A 23,401-nucleotide genomic window follows, 5' to 3' on the forward strand; every position below is an offset into this window, starting at 1 on the left:
CTGAGTCTAGCCTAAAATGCGGCGTGGTTTAAAGGAGGCGTTTCACTGATATGCTCGTAGGTTTCTGGCGAATAGGGCAATGGTTATTCAGTGCGGTCCGAGAGTGCTATCATCAGGGCCCTGACAGAGCGTATAGGAAACAGAGTGACACAGAGAGAAGCTAAAGATGCCCTTAGCGTTTTTGCTGAGCGACTAGGTCTGCTTGGGCTGGCGGATGATGAATGCAGCGAGGCGCTGAGTCAGGCCAAATGCATGTGCGCGCCCCGAGGTGAGATACTGCTGCACCAGGGCGCCTGCCAGGAGCAAGGCTATTTCATCGCAGATGGCATCTTGGGCGCTCAGTATTACGGCGATTGTGGCGGCCTGTTTTCGAAGGAGTTTTATTTCGAAGGGGAGCTCTGCCTGCTCTATCACAGTCTGCTGACGGGGGATGCGGCGCCCTATCAGCTGGAGGCGGTGACTGACGCGACCCTGGTGCGCTTCCCCCTCGCGTTGCTCAAACAGGCGAGCTGGCAAGCCGTGCTGATCGCCTTGCTGAGTCAACAGCTGCTGTACAAGGAGGAGAAGGAGGCCTTTCTGCTGCTCAAACGTCCCGAGGAGCGCTATCTCTACCTGGTCAACCACAGACCCATGTGGGTCGAGCGCCTGAGTAACGTGCAGCTGGCTCGCTATATAGGTATCACGCCCGTGAGTCTGTCGCGGCTCAAGGGCAGGCTAGCCTGAGAGGACTAGTTTACAAGACAGATTTGTTGATATAGGTGACAAGATATCGGTGCGACACTTTCCATGCCTTGGTATAAGCTAGTACATATAAGCATCGAAAAGATTCTTCCCGGCTTATCTTAAGTTAATGCGCCTTGAATCAAGGCTGAATCATACTAGCGCCTTCTTTAGCATGTTGAAATCTTAGGTGGTGTATGTCGCTGTTTCTTCTGTCTCAATGCTTGATCGCTGTAGCGATCATTACAGACATTCTCTCTTTTCAATTCAAGCAGAAGCGCCACATAGTGCTCTGCCTCGCACTGTCTGGGGTATTAATCAGCGTTCATTTTGCGCTGCTGCTCCAGTGGACGGCCGCCGGGCTTATGTTGGTTGCCGCAATTCGTTACCTGGTGACCGTATTTTCGCATTCGCGGCGCCTGCTCTGGTTGTTTCTGGGGATTAATAGCCTGATCGCCCTATTTACCTATGCCGGCCCCCTGAGCCTGATAAGCTTTGTCGGCAGCTGTACTCAGACCATCGCCGCTTTCTGTCCAAGGGATCAACGCCTGAGACAGCTGATGATAGTGGGCACCAGCATCTGGCTGCTTAACAATTATCTGGTGGGTTCGCCCACGGCTGTGGTGATGGAGCTGCTGTTTATCGGCAGTAATCTGGTGGGTTACTACCGTTTCTATGGCTTGCCGTGGCGGCCTAGGTTGGTAGATTAAGGTGCGGGATCCGAGTATTGAAATCTGGCTTGAGAAAAATGGTGGCGGTGATTGCCACCGCCTTAATGCTTGCTCTTTCCTAGGCGAGCTCCTAACTTAACTGCTCCCTACTTAGCTATTTAGTTACTTAGCGACTTACCGCTTAGTTATCACGTTGCTTAGTTCGGCCCTGTTGATTGTGAGATGAGGCACCGCGACCGTTATTGGTCTGATGGCTCTTCACTGGCTGATGGCTCTTCATCTCACGCTGAGGGTTTTTTACCTCTCGCTGATGGCTCCTCTCTCTTTGATAGCTCTGGGGCTGATGGCTTTTCACTTCTCGCTGAGGGCTCTTCATTTCTCGCTGAGGGCTCCTCTCTCTTTGATACCTTTGGGGCTGATGGCTCTTCTCCCGCTGATAGCTGTCGTTTCGTTGAGGGCTCTTCTCTCTATTCCACTCTTTCGTCCTGTTGTCGGCTTTATTGCTCGATGAGCGGTTGGCCATGTCATTCAGGCTGAGTCGGTCGCGCTTCTCATAATACTTGGTCGGCGTCTTATGCGCGTTTTGATGACGGTCATGCTGGCTGCGGGCATCGCTCAGCTTGTGGCTGAAGTTCTGCTCGCGGCGCTTTTGAACCTGCGCCGCGTTGTAGTGCTTGGCCTGACTCGGCTTGGCCTGTTTTGAATTGGAATAGCGATTCACGCTGCTATTGTGTTTTACGTCATAACGGTTAGGACGATACTTGTCGTAGCGGGCCTTAACCTTTGGCGAGCGATAGGCAACACCGTGTCTATGCACCGGTTTGTGGTGCCAACGTTGGGCGCCGCTGCTGGTCACGATTCGGCTGTAAGGGCGGTAGCGAGTCGTGTGGTGGTGATGGGTCACCACTATGTGACGCTGACGCCAGCTAAACGCACTGAAGAAGTAGTTAAAGCTGATATGTATGCCGCTGTTGAAGTAGAAGTGTCCCGAAATATGACCCGGGTAGTAACGGGCATAATGGGGCGGATAGGCCCAATATACTGGTGGGTAGTTGTACCAGTGCCAATGGCCGTAGACCACTCGGGTGTCATAGTAAGGCACATAGACCACCTCTCGCTGCACAGGTTCGATAACGATCTGACGATTGACCTTAGTGACCTTCATATTCTCCATATCGTCGAAGGCATTGGCGCGTTCGGCCTGCTGTCTCAGGCTCTGAATACTGTCCAGCACTCGCTCCTCGTCCTGCAGGAAGGCGTCGCCCAGCTTCTGGGTCCACTCTAGGTCGTCGCTTAGGCGTTGCAACAGGTCGGGAAAGGCGACCAAGGCGGTGACGCTGGGATCCCAGTCCTGTTTCTCAGCGCGGTTAACCGCCTCAGCGCCTTCTAACGACTTGTTTTTGTTGCGCCAACGATTGGCCTGCACCACCTCTAGCGGATAGGTGGAGGCAATTAAAATGTGGGTGAGTAGGCTATCGGGATACAGGGCGATGGGGGCCAGCATCTGTGCCAGCTCGGCATCACTAAATTGGATCTCTTGAACAGCGTCTTCTGCCCGCGACACTGAAGGGGTAAGCAGTGACTGTGAAAGGGCAATGAGTAGGAGCAAAGTCCATTGTCTGATGCTTTTCATAACGTCTCCTAGGCTTATCTGTCATTGGATTTACTCAGATAATAAAAGGCCCAAGATGAACATTAGCTGAAAGCTATTTTATGCTTGTTTCATGTACTACTTACTGTCAGTAATGTGATAGAAAAAGCGCACGGCGAAGCGAATGAAAAGCAACTATAGTTGTAACCATATCAGATTATTAGCCTAATTCATTCGGTGAACTCTTGACGATATGGACAGATGACAAACAAAGTTTATTTTAGTGGAATCATATCTCTCTGCTGGGGGAGCGTTATGGACAGGCATGGAGTTGGTGTTAGGTGAGTATTCAGAAGAACCTATTAGGTTTGCTGACGCTGTTATTCCTGTTTGTATTTGCCAATATATTCATGGCTTACTTTTTAGAGCAAAAGAGTGAGCAGAAACTGCGTTGGGTTAATCATACCCATACCTTGCTGTCCTACTCAGATAAACTTCTATTAGCGGTGGCCAATGCGGAAACGGGGCAGAGGGGATACCTGCTCACCGGCCAAAAGCATTATCTTCAGCCTTATCATCTTTCGCTTCACACTATCAATGATTTGCTAAAGCAAATCACTTTGCTTACCCGAGACAATCTGAAACAGCAACAACTGCTGGCGCGCTTAAGCACAGAGATTGAGCGCAAAATCGCCGAGCTAAAGGAGTCAATAGCGCTTTTCGAAAAAGATCCTATGGCAGCTATGGCACTGGTGCGCAGCGATGTGGGTCAAGAGTATATGGACAATATTCGACATTATCTCGATGAGTTTAACCGCGAAGAGCAGCGCTTACTTGAACTTCGCATTGCCGATTTTACCTCGGTTAGAGGAGATATTAAGACCATTTTCATCATTGAAATCATAGTGGCCCTGTTTTTGGCACTGGCAATCTTTGTGCTGATCAGAAAAGGCTTGTTTGCCCCCTTGAGTAAGTTAATCGAAGCCACAAAGCGAATGGAGGCGGGGGAACGTCAACACCTGACCGATTTCTTGCCCAACAACGAGATCGGTTATTTGATGTCTTCATTTTATAAAATGAGTGAAGTCGTGTTTCAAAAGCACCAACAGCTGCATAAACAGGCGCATCTCGATGAGCTCACGGGGGTCAATAATAGGGTCTGTCTGTTTAAAGATTTAAGCGATGCAATAGAGCAGGCGCAGTGCAAAGAGACAATTTTGGCATTAGTGTTTTTGGATATAGACAATTTTAAACAGATAAACGATGAACATGGTCATCAGTGTGGTGATGAGCTACTAAAGGCGCTGGGAATAAGATTAACCCAGAGTTTGCGGCGCAGCGACGGTATTTATCGCTATGGAGGTGACGAGTTTCTAATCTTGCTCAATGATCTCAGCAGCGTCGAAGAAGTTCATAAGACCTTAGCTGGGGTTGTGGACAAAATGCGTGGTAGCTTTAGTTATCAGGGGGAAGAGCATCCGCTGCATTTTAGTCTCGGTGCCGCCTTGATGCCCCAAGACAGCCAAGACAGCGAAACCTTGATTCGATATGCCGATATTGCCATGTACGTCTCTAAGCGAGAAGGGCTGCAACGATTGGTCTATTTCGAGCCCAAGATGCTTGAAGACAATTCAATAGCCTAAGGTGTATTAACCTTGAGCTGTGCCTGGAAATCCTGAGACCAGCGTTAGTTCGCAAATTGCTGGTTAAACACAAGCTCAAACTTGGCGCCACCTAAGCTCTTACTCTCATCTATGGATAGTGCGCCCTGATAGCTGTCCACCAGGTCGCGAACTATAGCCAAACCTATACCATGGCCCTTAGCATAGGTATCGGCACGCTTTCCCCGTTCTAAGATGGTTTGTCGCTGCGCCGGGCTAATCCCTTCTCCATCATCTTCGACGCTAATAATGAGTTTGCCTTCGCGCGTTTCAATACTGAGTTCAACCTGTGATTTTGCGGCTTTACAGGCGTTATCCAGCAGGTTGCCCAGCATCTCGGTCAGATCGCTCTGGTCGCCGTAGAAGATCTGGTTTTCCTCTGGGGCCTTGCCATAGCTGAGGGCTACCCCGGGATGGATCTTGACCAGGGTGCGCAGCAGCTTGTCGGACACCAAGCTGATCTTAATCCCCAGGTGCCAGGCGTTACCGGCGGCGCTCTGGGCTCGTTTAAGCTGGTGGCCTATGGTGCGATTTATCTGCCCGACCTGCTCCAGAGAGGTGGGGCTGAGATCTTTTTGGCTCTGGATCACCGCCAGCGGCGTCTTGAGGCTGTGGGCCAGGTCAGAGAGGGCATTGCGATAACGGCTGCGCTGGCGCTGCTCTGTGCTCAGCAGCGTGTTTAGCTGTTTTGCCACCGCCTGCAATTCATTGGGGTAATGGCCACTGAGTTGCTCCGCCTCGCCACGCTGTACCTGCTCCAGCTCCTCTCTAAAGCGCGCCAGGGGGGTTAATGTCCAGGCCAGCCAGGCAAATTGAATTGCCAGCAGCACCAGCATCAGCACGAACAACCAGCTCCAAAGATGTTGGCTAAAGGCGTTGAGCTGCTGCGCCACGCCGTCGAGATCTTTGATGATGTGGATGGTGATTGGCGCGCTCTGGCGCTGGGCCTCGCCGGGGGCGAAGCGTACGCTAAAGCTGTAGATGAGATGAGGCTGCTGCTCTAGCATCAGCTCGCCAAATTCGCTGCGTCCCACCTTAGGATGGGGCAGGGGCGTCGTCAGATTGAATCCAAGAAAGGAGTTGGATGACCAGAGTGGCTCAATGCTGGCTGGGCTATCACCCTGGAGAGCGCTTTCAGTTCGGCGATCGCCTGCGCGGTCGATCACTGCGTAGAGGCCTGAGCCTATGACATTGAACTGATTTTCCAGCAGCACCTCTGGCATATAGAGCTTGCCATCGTCCATCTCGGCCACCGCCAGTACAGAATAGAGGTAGGCACTTAGCTGCTCTCTGACGTTGGTCATAACCTGTTGTTTAAAGGCGTTGTTGAGGGCGAAGCCAATGGTAGGCAGCAGCAGCAATATCAGCAGCAAGGCGCTGAGGATCAGGCGAACCCTGAGGGAGTTGAGTTTGCCCTGTGGGGCGCGCTGGCTGCTCATCAAATGGCCTCGAAAGCTTAACTGTTATCCAGTGGCTTCAGGCGGTAGCCCTGGCCACGTAATGTCTCGATAAGCCCATATTGGCCGTCGGGGTCGAGTTTCTTACGCAGGCGGCGGATAAAGACCTCGATGACGTTGGAATCTAAGTCGAAGTCCTGATCATATATGTGCTCGATGAGAATGCTCTTGGACTTCACTTCGCCGATATGCAGCATGAAATACTCGAACAGCTTGTATTCGGAGCCGCTCAGGCTGACATCCTGGTCGCCAAACTTGATCTCGTGGCTGCTGGTGTTGAGAGAGTAGGGCCCGTTTTGAATCACAGGACTGGATTTGCCCGCCGCCCGGCGGATCAGCGCCTTGAGCCTGGCGATTAGCTCTTCGGGATGAAACGGCTTGGTCAGGTAGTCGTCGGCGCCGGCATCCAGGCCTTCGACCTTGTCTTGCCAGTTGTCGCGGGCGGTCAGGATCAGTATGGGGTAGTCTATTCCCTCTTCTCTTAACCTGGCGATCAGCGCGATACCATCTAACTTAGGCAGGCCAACGTCGATAATGGCGGCGTCGTAGGGGTACTCTCGTCCCTGAAACAGACCCTCTTCGCCATCGCTGGCGATGTCTAAGGTGTAGTTGGCATCAAGCAGGTGTTGTCTCAGGTTGTCCTGAAGGGCTAAATCGTCTTCAACCAGTAGTAATCGCATTGGTGTGTCCTTTCTTAGCAGGTTATTGTCGGCTCATCTGTCCTGTTACGGCGTCGATGGCGACATAGAAGACCACGCCATCTTTACTGAGCAACTTGGCGCGGTAGCCTGGGTTGCCATTGACCCGTGATGATTGCACGCTCAGGACCTTGGCGTTAAAGCGTCCCTTTACCATCTGAGTGGCCTGCTGACGATTTTTAACACGCAGATTTTGATTAGTATTTTTCTGAGCCGCCATCAAGATGCTGCTACTGGCCGCCGATATTCCATAGCCCGCACTGTAACCTTGTAGGGGAAACAGGAGTGACGCTATGGCGAGCAATACTAAGGCTGGTTTCATCAAAATCACCTGTGTTGAATTCTTCGGACAGTGTAAAAGATCCTATAAAAATAAGAAACATATGCCGCGATTCTCCATGCTCGCCAGGGGGAAAGGCAAGCGTGCTTCTTCATTGTTATCTTGCGCAGATGAACAAGAGCTGAATGTTCAACTTTGCGCCATCTCCTTGAATAAGCTGATTTTTAATGTTCAGCTTACGTTCATTTTCGATCGCATCTAATGGCCTTAAGCAAGACGCAGTCCATTTTATGGAGATTGATTATGAACAGACTCACGATGAAAACGAGCCAGCAGCTGGCAACTAATACGCCAACAACTAATACGCCAACAAACAAGACGCTCTCAACTATGAACTCCTCAGCTCTGGGTAAGCTGTATAGCGCCATCAAGGCCACCGCCTTATTGACCATGCTGGGTAGCGGCGCAGCCATGGCGGCCGACAATCTCGGAGAAAATACAGGTGAGACAAGCGCCCTAGTCGGCTCGGCATCGACCAGCGTAGTGCAGGATGAACAGACGCTGGCCCAAGGTTTTAGCCGCGCCGGGCAGGCCATGACCAGTACGCAGCAGGCGAGCGCCGAACAGCTTAAACAGCAGAAGGTGGAACTTGCCCCGCGTAAGACGCGTGAGCAGGTGATTGCCGAGCGCCAGGCGCTGACACTCAGCGCAGAGCAAGGCTCAGATCAGAGCTTAGATAAGAGCTCGGCTCAGGCTGGTACTAAACTGCTCAAGTCCTCCGCTCAGCGCCTCGAGGCCGGGATCTACCATGAATTTGCTATCTATGAGGCCAGCAGCCGCCTGTTTGAAGATATCGATTATGACGGCTTCTATCGCACCTTCAGCGTGACCTTCGATGCCGATGTCCACAGTTATTATCTGGGCGAACATGCCAACGTCTATGCCGACCTCTATTTGAGCCGTAATGGCGGGCCCTGGGAGCTGTACCACACCACAGATGTGTTCACCATAGTGGATGATGCCAGCGACGATGATTTTGAGGTGCTCACCACGCTACATACTGGTTATCCGACGGACCACTATGATGTGTTGATCGATCTCTATGAGGTGGGTTACAGCGATATCGTCGCCACCATCAGCAGCGATGATCTGGATGATCTCTATGGGCTGCCGCTTGAGAGCGCCGATCGCGACCAGTATGTGGTCGAAGAGGTCGTCACCGAAGTCGAGGTAAGTGGCGGTAGCCTCTCTGCGACCTGGCTGATGGGACTAATGGGCCTGGCGGGACTGAGCCTGGTGCGACGTCGTCAGCAGGTGTAGATATCCTTTATGTGTCTCTTTCTTTTAACGTCACATAACCGTTTTTAGCATTCGTTTTTTAAAACCATTTTTAATAACCATAGCTAAATTAAGGTTATGTGGTGTCGCCATGAAGCATATTTCACAAAATTTTGCCCCCAACAGGCGTATATTAAGAGCCACTGGATAAACGTCTGAAATGGGGGAGACGATGTCAAAAGGGACGATTAATCAAGTGGCTGCCAATCAAGGCGCTGTCAGTCATGAAGGAGTCAGTCAAGAGGTGAAGGTTTACAAGGTGTGGGATAAGCCCACGCGGTTGTTTCACTGGATAAACCTTGGCTTAGTCATGGTGCTGATCTTCATCGGCATGGTGATGTTATTTAAGGGCGATATCGGCATCAGCGGTCTGGAAGCCAAGATAGGCCTGAAGAAACTGCATGTCTGGGTCGGTTACCTGTTTGCCATTAATCTGGTGATCAGACTGATCTGGGGGGTCATCGGCAGTCATAGTGCCCGCCTGAGTCAGTTGCTCCCGGATCTCAAGGGATTATCTGGCTACAAGGCCAAGCTGGCCAAGGGGGAGTCGCCTCAATATCTGCATCATAATCCCATGGGGCGCCTGGCCATCTTTGCCATGATGCTGCTGTTGGTGACCATAATGGTGACAGGCCTGGTGCGCGCCGGGACCGATATCTATTACCCACCCTTTGGCGGTGCGGTCAGCGACTATATTGCCCAGCCCGGCGTCGATGGTGCCAGCATCAAGCCCTATGACGATACCGGCGTCGATGCGCAAAAGGTGGCGATATTAAAGCCCTATAAGTCGCTGGCCGGCGAGGTGCATGTGTATAGCGTCTATCTGCTGATCCTGATGATAGTGCTGCATGTGGCCGGGGTGATAGTGGCCGAGATTAAACATCAGCCTGGCCTAGTGTCGGCGATGATATCGGGTAACAAGCCCCTCAGCGGTCCCGCCGAGGATGAGAAGCACTAACTGCGATAGATAGAGACCATAGCAGGTTTATAGCCTAAGCATACGGCATCTGTTCATCGGAGTTTGAAGCAAGTATGAGAAAAATGCAGCCCCGGCTGCATTTTTTATGCCCTGGATTCTACCTATTTGCCTAGCGGATAAAGCTTGGTTGGTTTTTTATCAAAGCAGCAATTAAAGACTTAATTTAATGCGATTTTTGGTCTAGTATGTTAGCTACTTGTAAATGTTTCGTTTCCGGGGGAAGCATGAAGCGCGCATCTATGCTGGTATTGTGTTTGGCGAGTCTTATCGCGTCGGGATCTGCGATGGCGGTTGCCGATATTAAGGGGTATTACCTGGGGGCCTTGGCGGGCCACTCTACGCTAGAGGCGGGAGAATTTGACGAGTCGGCCATCAGTTATGGTCTCTATGGCGGTTACTATTTCAGTAAAAACTTCGCCGTCGAGAGCACTTATGTTCGCACCGACAACTTTGTCGATGTGGGAGATGTGAAGGCCAATCAGTTGTCTATCGCGGCCAAGTTCCACCACTATTTCAATAATACTTACTCTATGTTCATCAAGGCGGGTATGGCGGCCACTAAGGTCGAGGCCGATCTGGACTACGACGGCAACGGCTGGCTGTGGGGCACTGGCTTTAACATGGCTTTCGACAATGGCATTAACGTGCGTATCGCCTATGAGATGCTCTATACCGATCTCGATGCGACCGGGCTCGATGAGCAGGTGGAAAGCGATTGGGGTAATGTCTATCTAGGCGTGCACTATCAGTTTTAGGCGCTAGATTAACGTTAGGCGTTAGCCCAACTATAGACTCACCTCCATTTTTAGACTCACGCTCATTTTTAGATAGTGAATGTCGATAAATAAGATGCAGCCCAGGGCTGCATTTTTTGCGCTTTAAGTTTGTAAAACGTCATCTAAGGTGCATTTACAATGTAAAAAATCCACAATAACTCCTTCTTAAACAATTACAAAGCTTCTGCTTCTCTCTCCCCTTGGCTTCTCCATATTGAAAGCTTATTGATAATCGTTATCATTTGCATGCAATTTTTAGGGGAATTCTTAACAAATGAAACAGATGCGCTTATCAGCAGTCGCGCTAGGATGTGCCGTATCCTTGTCGGTATCGGCAGAGGCAGAGCAACACAATACCAGTATCGAACAACAAGCTTTGGTAGAGGTCGAACGCATTACCGTATATGGCCGGCAGAACAAGGTCGTAATGAACTCAGGCCTGGCCACTAAATCTGATATGTCACTCATGGAGACGCCTGCAGCCGTGGTGGTGGTCGATGAGGAGTTGATCACAACCCAGGGGGCAACAGAGCTGCAGGAGCTGCTGCGCAACATAAGTGGTGTGACCCAGGCGGGCAACAACTACGGCATAGGCGACAATATCGTTATCCGTGGCCTGGGGGCCAATTATACCTATGATGGCATGTATGGTGGCGCCGGTCTCGGGAATACCTTTAATCCGACACGCTCATTGACCAATGTCGAGTCGGTTGAAGTGCTAAAAGGCCCTGCAACCGGGCTTTATGGCATGGGCAGCGCCGGCGGCGTTATCAACCTTATTGAGAAGAAGCCTCAGTTTAATGCCAGTCATCAATTCACTGCCGAAGTTGGTCAGTGGGACAGCTATTCACTGGGGCTCGACAGCACGGCGGCGTTGACAGATAAGGCGGCCTATCGTTTGGTGGCAAAGCATGCCAGAAGCGAGGGGTATCGAGACATAGGTACCGACAGGGATGAGGCTTACGCTTCATTAAAATGTCTACTGAGCGATCAGCAAGATATCATGCTCAGTGCCGCCTACATCAAAGATGCGATAGCGGTAGACTCTATCGGACATCCTATTCGTATTTACAATGCCGCGTCGGTTGGGGGTAAGCCTGCGGGTGAGGTTAGCTGGCAAGATCTGCTCAACGATGTTTCTAGCGCGGGATTACAGCTGAGCGATGAACAGCGTAAGCAATTGGCTGACTCGTTATCTGCCGGTGATGGCCTGACCCCCTATGCCTTTGGTGAAGCGGGGATCATTTCGCCGATGGCGAAAGACAACGAGGGTGAAGAGCTAAGGTTTAAGCTGACCCATAATATCTTTTTCGCTGACAATCTTTTTCTTAATCAGCAGTTGCAGTATCGCGACTATCAGTCGGGGTTTGCCCGTCAAACAGGTGCCTATAACTATGTTTATTGGAACCGCAACGGGGTGATCAACAGCGACCCCCGAGCGCCTCTGGTGGTAGATGATCGTCTGTATCCTTTCGCCGCACGTCGCCAGGAGTATCGTCAGGTTCAGGCCGACGAGACTTCGTGGCAGTATTTTGCCGATCTGCGTTATGACTTTAGCGTCGCGGGAATAGATAACGAGCTGTTAGTTAACGCCAATTTTGAAGATCGCAATATTCGCTTCAAGCAATACTCCATCTATGACGCGGACAAGGTGATCAAGAATAAGGCCGGTGAGGTGATCTATCAGGGCCAGCTGCCCTATATCTTCGATATTCGCTCGCCCAACTGGGCGGAGGGACAGTTCGAAGATTATGACCCTCTGATGACCAGCAACTATAACAAGAAGGTGCAGGCATGGGGCGTGGGCCTGCAACATGTGGGCTACTTTGATTTTGGTATTACGACGCGAATTGGGGTCGCCTTCAATGACATCTCTCAGCGTTACGAGCATTATGGCGTCGATGCGCGCTACAGCGCCAGTCTCGCACAGCCTACGCCGGAAGCCGATACCTCAGATGATGGGATGACCTATAACTTGGGCATTACCTACATGCCAACCGATGATCTGTCGTTCTTTATCAATCACGCCAAGGGGCGCACCGCCTATAGCGTGCTGGGCAGCCTAAAGGGCGATGGTGCCGATAGAGAAGACTCAGAGTCTATCAGCAACGACATAGGGGTACGTTTTAAAGCCTTTGATGATCAGATGCTGGCCTCGATTGTGGTGTTTGAAAGTTCACGAACGAACTTGCAATACAACAACAAGGACTATGAGGCGGGGGTATCGGGCCCAGATGTGGCGCAATATTTCTATGACGGCAAGGAAGAGACCAAAGGGGTTGAGCTGGATCTCAATGCTCACCTTGGCGAGCGCTGGGCAATAAATGTCAATGGTGTCTATCAGGACGCCAGAGACAAGCAAGATCCTAACAGCACGAGCTTCGATACTCGTCAGAAAGGTGTGCCTTACGTGACGGCCAGTACCTGGGTGACCTATGATGCCGACTGGTTTAAGCTGCCGAGTCCGCTCAGTGTCAGTCTGGGCGCAAAATATGTGGATGATCGCAGCACCCACTCCGCATCGTTTGGGATCCCAGATGGTTATGTGCCCAGTTATACCGTGATGGATGCGGCGCTGAGTTATCGGGCAGACAGTTGGACAGTGCAGCTGAATGTGAATAACCTGCTGGATGAGCACTATTATGAGAAAGCCATGTTCCTCGGCGGTATGCCTGGCGCCGAACGCAACGCCAAGCTGAGCCTCAGCTACCGTTTATAACTAGCCCGCTCACCAGCTAGATAGGTAATAAAAAACGCAGCCCAGGCTGCGTTTTTTTGTGGGTAAATCCTAGCGTAATTTACCCGGCAGATATTTGAATCTCGCCATCTGCTCGCCGTGGTGCTCAACGATTTTCGCCACCTGCTCGTCGCTCAGTACCTGACGCCACTGGTTCTTGCTGCCTTGGCGGAAGAAAGACTTGGCATTTTCATGCTTCTCCACAAAGCCGCGTTTGCTTTCCTGAGCCTTAAGCTGGGCGAAGGAGGAGTGCTTGATGGCGTTCTTGAGGCGATTGGGGTCTTTCCTCAGGCCGAGGAAAGATTCTATCTTGCGAAACACCTTCTTGGGGTCATCTAAGATATCTTCGTAGCGCAGGACTAGCTTGGCCTCTTCTGGGGTTTGAGTCCAGCTGGAGACATGCATTGACCATGAGGTGATCACTTGTGGCACGTTTTCGGGCTCGTTGGGGGTGCCTGTCATCTCTTCTGCCATGTAGGCGATGGTCTCATCTATGCTGTAACCGAAGTAGTTGGCCATAGAGACGGTAACGTCTAAGGGATTTCGCACTATGTAGATGGAGCCCGAGGTCACCGAAGAGTTATGCAGCGGATATTCTTTATAGGTGCCCAGATAGTTATGGGTCTTCACGAAGGTGGTGCCGTGAGCCTGCATGGCGATGTCGGCTTGCACCGCAGGCCTGAGGGCGCAGATCTCATCCAGACTGAGGTCTGTCGTCTTACGACCGTCTTGCAGGCGCGCTTGAAAGCGGTGCGCTGCCGACTCGGCGGTCGAGATTTTGTGCATGGTGTTGATGTCGACCCCTTGTTCGGCGTTTTGGATGTAGTTTTCAAGGAAGGCGCGAACCCAGGTGTTGCCCGATTTGGGATAGGAGGCGACCCAAAGAATATTCCCCATCAAAAAGTCCTTTCATTATTCTTGTGACTAGCTGGACGTGTGCGTGTCCGGGTACAGGCATATGAAATTACCGATTTGCCCGGCAAATGGCAAGGGAGAGGCAAAACTCTCTTTTGTCTCGCCGGTGGTGCATGGGAAATAGCATAATGGCTAGATTGGTTTCCTCCCTAAGAGTCGCTATGCTGAACACCTAGTGGAAAAATTTTAGGCAATGGAGTCAAGCATGTTACGCCAGATCATTCATCAATCCTGTTTAGTGGGCGCCCTGGTTGCCCTCGGCACCAGCCAAAGCCTTTGGGCCCAAGACGAGGCGCTGTCGCAGTCGGTCAAGCAAGCCATGCCGGCGCTCTCTAGTCTCTATCTCGAGCTGCACCAAGCTCCCGAGCTTTCTTATCATGAGCAGCGAAGTAGCGCGAGGATGGCGGCCGAGTTTGAGGCCTTGGGTATAGAGGTGACTCGTGGTTTTGGCGGTCATGGCGTGGTTGGCATCTACCGTAACGGTAAGGGCCCCACTGTGATGATCCGCGCCGATACCGATGCCTTGCCGATTGTCGAGGAGACGGGCAAAGCTTACGCCTCTAAGGTCACTACTCTTGATGCCCAGGGCAATCAGGTGGGGGTGATGCACGCCTGTGGCCATGATGTGCACATGACCAATCTGGTGGGCACGGCGCAGCAGTTGATTCAGCAAAAAGATAAGTGGCAGGGCACCTTGATGCTGGTGGCTCAACCCGCCGAAGAGGTGGGGGGCGGTGCCAAGGCGATGCTTAAACAGGGGCTGTTTAGCCAGTTCCCGACACCCGATCATATTCTTGGTCTGCATGTCAGCGCCTCAGTACCAGCGGGTAAGGTGGCCATCGCTCCGGGCTATGCCCTGGCGAACGTGGATTCGGTGGATATCAGCATCAAGGGGCGCGGCGGTCATGGTGCCTATCCTCATACCACTGTCGATCCTGTGGTGTTAGCGGCGCGCATAGTGCTTGCTTTGCAGACTATTGTCAGTCGGGAAGTCTCGCCACTGGCGCCCAATGTGATCACCGTAGGCTCGATTCACGGCGGCTCGAAACATAACATCATAGGCAACGAGGTGAAGCTACAACTCACGCTACGCTCATACGATCCTAAGGTGCGCGAGCAGCAGATCGCCGCCATCGAGCGACTCACTAAGGGGATCGCCATCAGTGCGGGACTGACCGAGGCCGAGTGGCCTGATGTGCATGTGCATCAGGAGGAGAGCATTCCATCGACCTATAACGATCCGGAGCAGACAGCTAAGGTCAGGGCCAGCATCGCCAAGCAGCTGGGGGATGATAATGTCCTGGAGGCATCACCTGTGATGGCGGGAGAAGATTTTGGTCTGTATGGCTTAACGCCCGCCAAAAGGCCAATCACCCTGTTCTGGTTAGGCGCTGTGCCCGCGGCCGATTATGCGGCCAGTCAGGTATCGGGCGCGAGTCTCCCCTCGCTGCATTCCAGCAAGTTTGCGCCCGATTATCCCGTCGCCATCGAGGCCGGAGTGCAGGCGATGAGCCGTGCGGCCTTGGATCTGTTTAAGGAATAGCGCGTTAACGGGTCGATATTTAAGAGCACTAGAAGTGTTTAAGGTAGGGCTGGCATGTGCCAGCCCTTTTTGCTGTAAGGACTTAGTTGCTAAGGAAGGGGAGTTGTTAGGTCTGAGTAGTTGCTAGGGCAGAGTTGGAGTATCGAAGCCGTAGCTGGCCAGAATTTTCTGCCCCTGTGGTGACAGGATAAAGAGCGCCAGATCCGCCGCATGGGGCTGCGCATCCTGAATGACGGTCAGGCCGTAGTTGGCGCCGACGCTCAGGTTTTCAGGCAGCTGCACTATCTTGAGGGGCTTGACCTCTTTCTGCGCCAGCACGGCGTTGGTGCAGTAGGTGAGGAAGATATCCGCCCGCTTGTTCTCCATCACCCAGCCATAGGGATTACGGCCTTTAGGTGGCTTGGCACTGTCCGGGCCGCCGGTTAGCTTAAGTGCCTTGGCTTCCAGCTGCTGCTGGGCGCCGGATGAGATGGCCTCGGCGCGCTCGAATACCTTAAAGGCGTAGTCACCGGCGGGGTCTGCCTTAGGGGTCGAGGTGCCAAGACGTATCTTGCTATTGAGCATCTGGGTCAGCAGAGTATCGCTTGAAAGTTCGACCTCAGGCTGCGCCAGGGCGCAGAGCTTGTTGCGGGCAAACATTACCACATCGCCGCTGCGTGCAGCTTGGCTCAAAGTAGTAGGATGCTTCATGTTGGCCGAGGCAAAGAGATCCACCTTCTCACCGGATTCGATACGCGCTCTAAGCAGTCCAGATGGAGCAAACTGAGGGGCAACCTCGCTATGGCCCTTGGCCTGATAGGCGCCAATCACCTCTGTCATGGCGGCCTTGAGGCTGCCAGCGGCGCGAAATTCGATGGGCGCCTCATGGGCCGTTACCTGAGCGCTCATGCCTGCGATGAAAAGCGTGCCTAGAAACCACTGATATTTCATGATTAAAATCCCTGTTTGTCATAGATTGGCCTATCAAACCTGAGATTTTGTCCCTGGGCAATAGACGGCTTTAGGCGGCAAGTTAACTTGCTACAGGGATCGCTGAATTAAGTGGCGGGCGAGACAAAATGTCGCGCCTTGGATTGACCAGGTTATGGATGGCGCACTGATGAACAGCCTGCATCAACCACAGCTTGGCTTTTCCTTACTCAAACTATCTGCATCACTCATACACTTTAGGCTTATCTATTATTTCATCGGGTAGATTTGCTGCTGAGCTCTCACAATTGACCATCTGTTTTGCATTGTTTTAATGCCTGGATATATTACACTGAAAAAATATTTTATTAAAAATCAATTGGTTAAAATTATTCTGCGTATTTCGCGCAGGCGTTAATAGAGAGTTGGTATGTTTACAATTTCGACAAGAAAAACACTTTTGGCTTTTATCGGGGTAACACTTGTTACTGGCTGCGCTACGGGCAATACGCCTGAGTCGAAGAAGGCCAATGCCCGTCAGGAGACCCAGGAGGCTTTGACAAGTATCTATGCACAGCATCCGGGGGCTAAGCGCGCGGTGGCGAACTCGATTGCCCACGTGGTCTGTACCGGCAGCAACAGTTATCTGTTTGCGTTATCGACGGGGGGCGGCATCTGTGTACTCAGCGAAGGCGGCAAGAACAGCTACTATCGTTTTGCGACAGGCGGCGTTGGTGCCGGGATCGGCTGGAAACAGGTGGCCTTCGTGCAGGCCTTCATGAAGCCTGATGCGCTGAAAAGATTTAAGGACTCAGGCTATGAGGGCCAGGCCCAGGCGGAGGCCAGTGCCAAATATGAGGAGAGTGGCGATCAGGTGTCGGCCAATCAGTCGGTGGATCTCGACGGGGTAAAAACCTATCAGGTTAACTTGATGGGAGCGGCGGCGCAGGCGACCGTACAAGGCTATAAGTACTGGCCGACCGACTTCAGCGAAGATTTCATGCAAAACCGGCAGTGATCTCTGCCTTGAAAAGACAATCGCCAGCGAGTCTGGCGATTGACGCTAGCCTGAGGATTCGTTAGCGCTTAGTAGAGCATCAGGCCGATCATCCGGCCGAAGAAAAATGCGGTGAGACACAAGAGTCCCAATAACGCCAGAGCGACAAGTGGTTTTAGTAATTCGGGGGTGGCGTCCCATGCCTTGAGTAGTGAGTTCATCCTTGTTTCCTCATGCCAATTTACACATTCCGTTTTGCCCATCCATTAGCCTTCACCGACGCAGTTTAGTCTAGTTAGCTATCGATGCAACAGGCCAAGCTTGGATTGGGTCTTAGTTTGAAGCCAGTCATAGCATAAACGCAGATTGTGACACAATAAAGTCGCAGGCACTGCCTAAGCTATTGCTCAAGCCATTTTTCAGTCATTCAAGCCATTTTTCAGTCATTCAAGCCATTCAAGTCATTGACTGTGTGAGGCAGAAGTCATGTCAGTGGCTGACCTGACTTGGTGCGAAAAAGCTCTCTCTTATCCTTTCTGTCTCACCGCTGGCACGCATTTTCTCAAGTTCGTCGGCCAGGGCGTGAGCCTTACTGCCGGGCATCAACAACAGTCTTCTGTTGGCGATGGAATCGGCTTGGCCGGGATCGTAATCAGGATTGGGTGAGGCCTTAAAATAGCGACTCGCCCGTGAAAACCCCAGATACATGTCGCGTATCGGCTCGCAACATTCTGGGTGAAGCTTGAGCTCGGGATGAGGATGGTGGGCCAGCTCAAACCTTAAAGTGGTCTCATCATAGCTGAAGAAGTCGCCCTTGCGGGCAATCAGTAGCTCAAAGGCCTGGGCGGCATCCATCTCCGGGGGACGACGGGTGATTATGCCCTTAGGAATGCCATCGAGATCATAGCCCCCGGGTGAGATGAGTAGCACATAGGGGGTGCCGACCAACTCGTTAAGGGAGCTGATTTGTGCTAGGTCTTTGTGGCTGATGCCTGTGTAACGTTCATAGAGGCCATTGGCAATGAAGTAGCTGTACTGATTACGCTTTTGTGTAAAACCAAAGCCCGGATAAAAGTCCACCTTGCCCAGACGCATTTCTCTGAGTATCCGCTTCTTGGGAGCCCTGAGCACCTTGAGGGTACAACCGATCCGCTCTGCCGCCTTCTGGTACAGGGCGAGATAGAGCCCTTGGTTATTCGGCTCGGCATGTATGTAAGGCAGGCGCTCGCTGGTGCGATAGCCCATGGTGAGTTCGCAGGAAGCGGCGTTAGCGCTGAGTGTTAGGGAAAATGTGAGTGTGAGTGTAAGCGCGAGTGTATGGGCTAGTGACAAGGAGGCCTTATGAGGGATGCGTGTGAGGCGAGCCTTTTGCCCCGTCAGGCCAGCAGTATTCCCAGGACTTGCCTGTAACATACTTTGTGCTCGCTTGGTTAATCCCATGAACCAATCATCCCTATTACGCATTGAATCCCTTTTTACTGCCAACTTTTATCGATTTGCGTCAAGTTGTGCCTAGTCGCGCCAAGAGCGGCTTAGGCTGAATGATAAATTTAGCTTATCTTGCAATTGGTTAGCTATTTCATTGTTGCCTTACCACCAATTATCTTAAAAGCGGGTACGCCTCTAATCAAGGTATCGCGGGCAAAACACTGCTCGCAGTTTGGGCAATGGCAGGGCGTGTGCGTATCATCTTCTACGATGCGCTCCTTGAAGCATTTGAGCAGGGCACCTTTACCCCCCTTACGATACTTAAATAGCCGGGTCTTACACTGGGCACAGAAGATTTCGACGGTGCGACTGGGCGCTTTCTTGTTGGGGCGGGCCATGGGCAAAAAAAGAGGATGTGAAAAACTGGGTTTAGGATACCAACTAATCGCCAGTGGTTCGAATTTTCCCTTGGGAATCTTCCGTTAGGAAGCGGTCAATTGATTCCTTGTGAAGGTAAACCGAATCTCGCTATAGTAGTGACCAGGTATCAAGGATTGACCTTACTTCATGATAAAAATAATAAAACGAATAACAATTGCGGGATTGGCCTTACTTTTTCTCGTTTCAATCGCCGTGTATGTCGCGCTGCACCTTAGCCTGCCCAAACTCTCTGGCGAGGTTCAAACTAGTCAGATCTCGGCCAAGACCAGTATAGGGCGGGACCGTCTGGGCACAGCGGTGATCCATGCCGAGAATCGTCAGGATGCCGCCTTTGCCCTGGGATTTGCCCATGGCCAGGACAGGTTTTTTCAGATGGATCTGCTCAGGCGTAACTCTGCCGGCGAGTTGGCCGAGCTGTTCGGCAAGCCTGCGGTAAAACTCGATGAATCGCGCCGCTTTCATCAGCTGAGAAAGCGCGCCGAGCATATCTATCGCCATCTGCCCACCGCCCAGCAACAGCTGTTGCAGCGCTATGCCGACGGCGTCAATCGCGCGCTCACCGCCCAGTCACTGCCCTCGTTCGAGTATCTGTTGACCCGCGCCAAGCGTGAGCCATGGCGACCCGCCGACAGCCTGCTGGTGATCTACAGCATGTATCTGGATCTGCAGGGCAACGGCCTCAAGCGCGATCTCGCGCTTGATCATATCGAGCGCCGCTTCGGTTCGCAGATGCGCAGTTTTATCACCCAGACCTCAAATTATCAGGCGGCACTGGATAACAGCCTGTTTCCTTCCGATCCACCGACAATTCCAAAGCTAAGTCCAAGCGTCGGTCTACAACAGAGTACGGTCTCGACCCTGGCCCAACGACTGGCGGTGACCATAGAGGAGCCGGTAGAAGTGGGCAGCAACAACTGGGCGGTGACCGGCAAGATGACCCGCACCGGCAGCGCCATGCTGTCAGACGATATGCACCTCTCCTTCGCCGTGCCCATCATCTGGTACCGCGCGCAGCTAAACTACCCGGATGGTGAGGGAAAGGCGGTGCAGGTGACCGGCGTGTCACTGCCCGGCGCACCGGCGATTGTGGTCGGCAGCAATGGCAAGCTGGCCTGGGGCTTTACCAACGCCTATATCGACACCGCCGACTGGGTTGCGCTGGCCGAGGATGAGCCGCTTGAGGTGGTCCACGAGACCATCAAGCTGCCAGAGGGGGAGCAGGACTATGCCATCACGCTGTCGCGCTTCGGTCCGGTTCGCCGCCTGGGGGAACAGGCCTATGCCCTCGCCTGGGTAGCCCATCAGGAGTATGCGGTCAACATGGAGCTGATGGCGCTGGAGCAGATAGATAATGTGCCTGAGGCGATGGCCAAGGCCAGCGGTTTCGGGATCCCGGTGCAGAACCTGATGCTGGCCGATGACAAGGGCCACGCCGCCTGGCAGCTTGCCGGCGCCGTCCCCGCGCGCACCAATAGCAGCGATATCGCCCAGCCAAGTGAGGAGATAGTCTGGGATAAGTGGCAAGAGAGAGACGATGAGTTGCCGTCGCTTCAAGATCCCGTCAGCGACAGGCTGTGGAGCGCCAATGCCAGGGTGATGTCGACCCAGGAGGCGGAGCGTTACGGCGATGGCGGCTACGCCCTGGGGGCCAGGAGCGCGCAGATCCGTGACCGGCTGCTGGAGCAGGAGCTGTTCGATGAGAGCGACTTCTATCGCATTCAGCTCGATAATCAGGCTCGCTTCTACCGTCCCTGGCAGGCTTTTCTGTTGGAGAGCTTGATGCGCGAGCCCAAGCGTTTTGCCAAGGATATTGTGCAGATCCGTGACTGGCAGGAGTGCGCCTGCGCCGAGTCGGTGGGCTTTACCTTGGTGAAAGCGTTTCGCAGTCAGATATTGGATAGTGCCTTTGCGCCGGTGGAAGCCGAGCTAAATAGCGCCCAGCTGAGTCTCTCTGTGCTCAAGCGCTATCTGGAACCCGCCATCTGGCAACTGCTCAAGCAGCAGCCTGTCGACTGGCTGCCACAAGATGTTATCAGCTGGGATGAGTTGGTGATCGCCAGCTATGTCGCCGCCCGCGACGAACTGCTAGATAAATACAGCGAGGATGGCGAGCTGAGCGCGCTTAATTGGGGCCGGGTGAATACGCTGGCGATACAGCATCCCTTTAGTCGCCAGTTCCCGCTGCTGAGTCGCTGGTTGGATATGCCCAAGGTGGCCGGTTTTGGCGATACCTTCATGCCGGCGGTGCAGCGCAAGAGTTTCGGCGCCTCCCAGCGTTTCATCGTGCAGCCCGGCTATGAAGAGCGGGCCATCATGGTGATCCCCGGCGGCCAGTCTGGCCACCCCTTATCGAAATATTACCGCGCCGGCTTTAGCGAGTATGCCCGCGGCGCGGCGACACCGCTGCTGCCGGGAGAGATAGAGGCCAAGCTGACTCTGACGCCGAGTCAGGCGCAAGATTGATTCATAGGGTCTCGGCATTAGATGTTTAAGCCAACAAAAAAAGCCACCCTGGGGTGGCTTTTTTTTGATCTAGCTAGAGTCCGAGTTAGCCGATGGTCAGGCTCACGCCAGCGCCACCTGGGGCTTGTAACGCAAGAGCTCGCCAGGTAGCTTGATCCCCTGTGCCTTGATGGCGTTGACCCGCGCAAGATAAGCGGCGCCATACATCAGGTGCTTGGCCAGATCCACCGCGTGACGTTTACTGTAGTCATCCAGATAGCTGCCCTTGGCCCACTGGTTGAAGGCGCCCAGCGCGGGGCCAGCCCAGATCTGATAGTCCATCTCGCGGCCCTGTTCGCCGGTGTTTGACCAGCGGCTCGACAGCCCCAGGTACCAGCGGAAGATCAGTGCCATCTTACGCTTGGGGTTACCCTCGGCACGCTCAATTTGCTTAGGGTCGCGCTCGTTGAAGTGGGCGACTGTGCCGGCCCAGATCTCATCCAGGCTGGCGCGAAACACCTGTTTCTCCAACTTGTCGCGCTCATCGACAGGTATCGCCTCTATCGAATCGTAGCGGCTGTAGATCTCATACAGCTTATTGGCGCGCATGGGGAAAAGGGTGCCGCGCTTGACCACCTGCAGCTTAACGCCCATCTCAAACATGTCGGCGGCCGGCGCCATGGTGACATCGGCCATCTCTGTGGTGGCCAGCAGCTTGCGGGTGTGTTCGCTGGCGCCCGCCTCGACACAGGACTGGTTGATGGAGCCTGTGACTATGTAGGCCGCGCCCATGTTGAAGGCGGCTAGGGCAGCATCTGGGGTGCCTATGCCGCCGCCACAACCGACGCGCAGTGGCGTGGCATATTGATACCTGTCCTGGATCTCCTCCTTGAGCGCCAAAATGGTCGGTAGCAGGGTCACCAGAGGGCGGTTATCCGTGTGGCCGCCCGAGTCCGCCTCGGCGGTGATATCATCCGCCATGGGCACAGCCTGGGCCATCTCCATCTGATCATGGGTGATCAAGCCCTCGTCCACCAACTTCTGCAGCATCTTTATAGGTGCTGGTTGCATAAACTTCTCGGCCACCTCGGTGCGGCTCACCTTGGCGATCACCTTATTGCCTATGATGATGTGGCCGTTGGCGTCACGGCTCAGGCCAGCGGCGCGGTAGTAGACGATCTGCGGCGTCAGTCCCAGGAAGGCCGAGGCCTCGACCGTGCGGACCTTGTGCTTGAGGAAGAGCTCGACGCTGCCGCGCTCAAGCGCAGGCTCGCTCGGGCTGTGGATCAGGTTAAACATGTAGGGGCCATTAGGTAGCGCGGTTTGGATACGTTCGATCGCCTGCTCGACCCGGCTTGGGATGAGTCCTGCAGCGCCAAAGGAGCAGAGGATCCCAGCCTTGCCCAGGGCGATCACTAGCTCTTCCGACGAGATGCCATTGGCCATGGCGCCAGCATAGTAGGCGTACTTGACGCCGTGCACCCGGCGAAAGTTGCCATCGCCCAGGCTCTCAGTGCCCAGGGCCGGGGTGAAGGCGCTGACCGGGTGGCCCGAGGCCTGAGCGCCCGAGCCTTGATTATTGGTCATCAGGCTCGCCTCGGTGGCGATGCCCACGCCCAGGTCACTGTCGTTGACCAGGTAGCAGGCGCGGCTGAAATCTTTAAGCGCAGTCGCCATGGCGGCCGTGTCGAAGCTGATTTTGCTGTCGCTTACCTGCCAGGGCCAGGGAGAAAGCTGCTCGTTTGTGGTAGTCGGATTCATCTAATAAAAGACCTTTTTCGTCTTGGGCGACCCGGGAACATGCCTGTTTTGTTAGGC

The 23,401-nt window shown here is 53.3% G+C and carries 20 protein-coding genes; 10 read left to right on the top strand and 10 right to left on the bottom strand.

The features are described from left to right. Positions 1-144 precede the first annotated feature (144 nt). Together K0H81_RS06200 and K0H81_RS06205 are read left to right on the top strand one after the other, a co-directional pair. Positions 145-723 (top strand): Crp/Fnr family transcriptional regulator, encoded by a 579-nt coding sequence (locus K0H81_RS06200; RefSeq protein WP_220060262.1) that lies wholly within the window; start codon positions 145-147, stop codon positions 721-723. Positions 724-917: 194 nt separating this feature from the next. Beyond that, positions 918-1,430 (top strand): YgjV family protein, encoded by a 513-nt coding sequence (locus K0H81_RS06205; protein WP_144200222.1) that lies wholly within the window; start codon positions 918-920, stop codon positions 1,428-1,430. 142 nt (positions 1,431-1,572) lie between these two features. Here the strand turns inward: K0H81_RS06205 and K0H81_RS06210 are convergent, their stop codons facing one another. Further along, positions 1,573-3,024 (bottom strand): DUF3300 domain-containing protein, encoded by a 1,452-nt coding sequence (locus tag K0H81_RS06210; RefSeq protein WP_258406402.1) that lies wholly within the window; start codon positions 3,022-3,024, stop codon positions 1,573-1,575. Positions 3,025-3,323: 299 nt separating this feature from the next. On the opposite strand from K0H81_RS06210, the gene K0H81_RS06215 reads away from it, so the two are divergent. Next, positions 3,324-4,625, top strand: a complete 1,302-nt coding sequence (locus K0H81_RS06215; RefSeq protein WP_220060263.1) for a diguanylate cyclase domain-containing protein — start codon at positions 3,324-3,326, stop codon at positions 4,623-4,625. 44 nt (positions 4,626-4,669) lie between these two features. On the opposite strand, the gene K0H81_RS06220 is transcribed toward K0H81_RS06215, so the two are convergent. The 3 genes from K0H81_RS06220 to K0H81_RS06230 are packed head-to-tail and all read right to left on the bottom strand — an operon-like array spanning position 4,670 to position 7,120. Then, positions 4,670-6,082 (bottom strand): ATP-binding protein, encoded by a 1,413-nt coding sequence (locus tag K0H81_RS06220; protein WP_220060264.1) that lies wholly within the window; start codon positions 6,080-6,082, stop codon positions 4,670-4,672. A 17-nt stretch (positions 6,083-6,099) separates the two neighbouring features. Next, positions 6,100-6,780 carry a response regulator transcription factor gene (locus tag K0H81_RS06225; protein WP_220060265.1) on the bottom strand — a complete coding sequence of 227 codons (681 nt, stop codon included), beginning with the start codon at positions 6,778-6,780 and terminating at the stop codon, positions 6,100-6,102. A gap of 22 nt (positions 6,781-6,802) precedes the next feature. Further along, on the bottom strand, positions 6,803-7,120 hold the full coding sequence (locus tag K0H81_RS06230) for a PepSY domain-containing protein (RefSeq protein ID WP_186300560.1): 318 nt from the start codon (positions 7,118-7,120) through the stop codon (positions 6,803-6,805). Between the two features lie 261 nt (positions 7,121-7,381). On the opposite strand from K0H81_RS06230, the gene K0H81_RS06235 reads away from it, so the two are divergent. The 4 genes from K0H81_RS06235 (at position 7,382) to K0H81_RS06250 (ending at position 12,890) form a co-directional block, all read left to right on the top strand. Continuing rightward, entirely contained in the window at positions 7,382-8,398 is a 1,017-nt protein-coding gene (locus K0H81_RS06235) for a choice-of-anchor H family protein (RefSeq protein WP_258406403.1), read from the top strand. 190 nt (positions 8,399-8,588) lie between these two features. Beyond that, on the top strand, positions 8,589-9,374 hold the full coding sequence (locus tag K0H81_RS06240) for a cytochrome b/b6 domain-containing protein (RefSeq protein ID WP_258406404.1): 786 nt from the start codon (positions 8,589-8,591) through the stop codon (positions 9,372-9,374). A 245-nt stretch (positions 9,375-9,619) separates the two neighbouring features. Then, positions 9,620-10,150, top strand: coding sequence for an outer membrane beta-barrel protein (locus K0H81_RS06245; RefSeq protein ID WP_144200234.1), 531 nt, complete (start codon positions 9,620-9,622; stop codon positions 10,148-10,150). 295 nt (positions 10,151-10,445) lie between these two features. Continuing rightward, positions 10,446-12,890 carry a TonB-dependent receptor gene (locus K0H81_RS06250; RefSeq protein WP_220060266.1) on the top strand — a complete coding sequence of 815 codons (2,445 nt, stop codon included), beginning with the start codon at positions 10,446-10,448 and terminating at the stop codon, positions 12,888-12,890. Positions 12,891-12,959: 69 nt separating this feature from the next. Here the strand turns inward: K0H81_RS06250 and K0H81_RS06255 are convergent, their stop codons facing one another. After that, positions 12,960-13,805, bottom strand: a complete 846-nt coding sequence (locus K0H81_RS06255) for a sulfotransferase domain-containing protein (protein WP_220060267.1) — start codon at positions 13,803-13,805, stop codon at positions 12,960-12,962. Between the two features lie 223 nt (positions 13,806-14,028). Between K0H81_RS06255 and K0H81_RS06260 the strand changes: the two genes are divergently transcribed. After that, a complete protein-coding gene (locus K0H81_RS06260) occupies positions 14,029-15,366 on the top strand; it encodes a M20 metallopeptidase family protein (protein WP_220060268.1) in 1,338 nt (445 codons plus the stop codon). 123 nt (positions 15,367-15,489) lie between these two features. Here K0H81_RS06260 and K0H81_RS06265 read toward each other — a convergent pair whose 3' ends face one another. Then, positions 15,490-16,296 carry a molybdate ABC transporter substrate-binding protein gene (locus K0H81_RS06265; RefSeq protein WP_220060269.1) on the bottom strand — a complete coding sequence of 269 codons (807 nt, stop codon included), beginning with the start codon at positions 16,294-16,296 and terminating at the stop codon, positions 15,490-15,492. Between the two features lie 409 nt (positions 16,297-16,705). On the opposite strand from K0H81_RS06265, the gene K0H81_RS06270 reads away from it, so the two are divergent. Continuing rightward, complete coding sequence (locus tag K0H81_RS06270; protein ID WP_220060270.1) at positions 16,706-17,293, top strand: lipid-binding SYLF domain-containing protein; 588 nt, start codon at positions 16,706-16,708, stop codon at positions 17,291-17,293. 68 nt (positions 17,294-17,361) lie between these two features. Here K0H81_RS06270 and K0H81_RS20245 read toward each other — a convergent pair whose 3' ends face one another. From K0H81_RS20245 to K0H81_RS20250, 3 genes are all read right to left on the bottom strand, one after another. Further along, positions 17,362-17,493, bottom strand: coding sequence for a hypothetical protein (locus tag K0H81_RS20245; protein ID WP_258406405.1), 132 nt, complete (start codon positions 17,491-17,493; stop codon positions 17,362-17,364). A 268-nt stretch (positions 17,494-17,761) separates the two neighbouring features. After that, positions 17,762-18,517, bottom strand: coding sequence for a substrate-binding periplasmic protein (locus tag K0H81_RS06275; RefSeq protein ID WP_144200243.1), 756 nt, complete (start codon positions 18,515-18,517; stop codon positions 17,762-17,764). A 329-nt stretch (positions 18,518-18,846) separates the two neighbouring features. After that, complete coding sequence (locus K0H81_RS20250; RefSeq protein ID WP_258406406.1) at positions 18,847-19,098, bottom strand: hypothetical protein; 252 nt, start codon at positions 19,096-19,098, stop codon at positions 18,847-18,849. Between the two features lie 169 nt (positions 19,099-19,267). On the opposite strand from K0H81_RS20250, the gene K0H81_RS06280 reads away from it, so the two are divergent. After that, a complete protein-coding gene (locus K0H81_RS06280; protein WP_220060271.1) occupies positions 19,268-21,604 on the top strand; it encodes a penicillin acylase family protein in 2,337 nt (778 codons plus the stop codon). A 102-nt stretch (positions 21,605-21,706) separates the two neighbouring features. On the opposite strand, the gene pfaD is transcribed toward K0H81_RS06280, so the two are convergent. Then, positions 21,707-23,344, bottom strand: coding sequence for an eicosapentaenoate synthase subunit PfaD (pfaD, locus tag K0H81_RS06285; protein ID WP_220060272.1), 1,638 nt, complete (start codon positions 23,342-23,344; stop codon positions 21,707-21,709). Between the last annotated feature and the right edge of the window lie 57 nt (positions 23,345-23,401).

It is taken from the genome of Shewanella halotolerans, from assembly GCF_019457535.1.
GTDB lineage: Bacteria > Pseudomonadota > Gammaproteobacteria > Enterobacterales > Shewanellaceae > Shewanella > Shewanella halotolerans.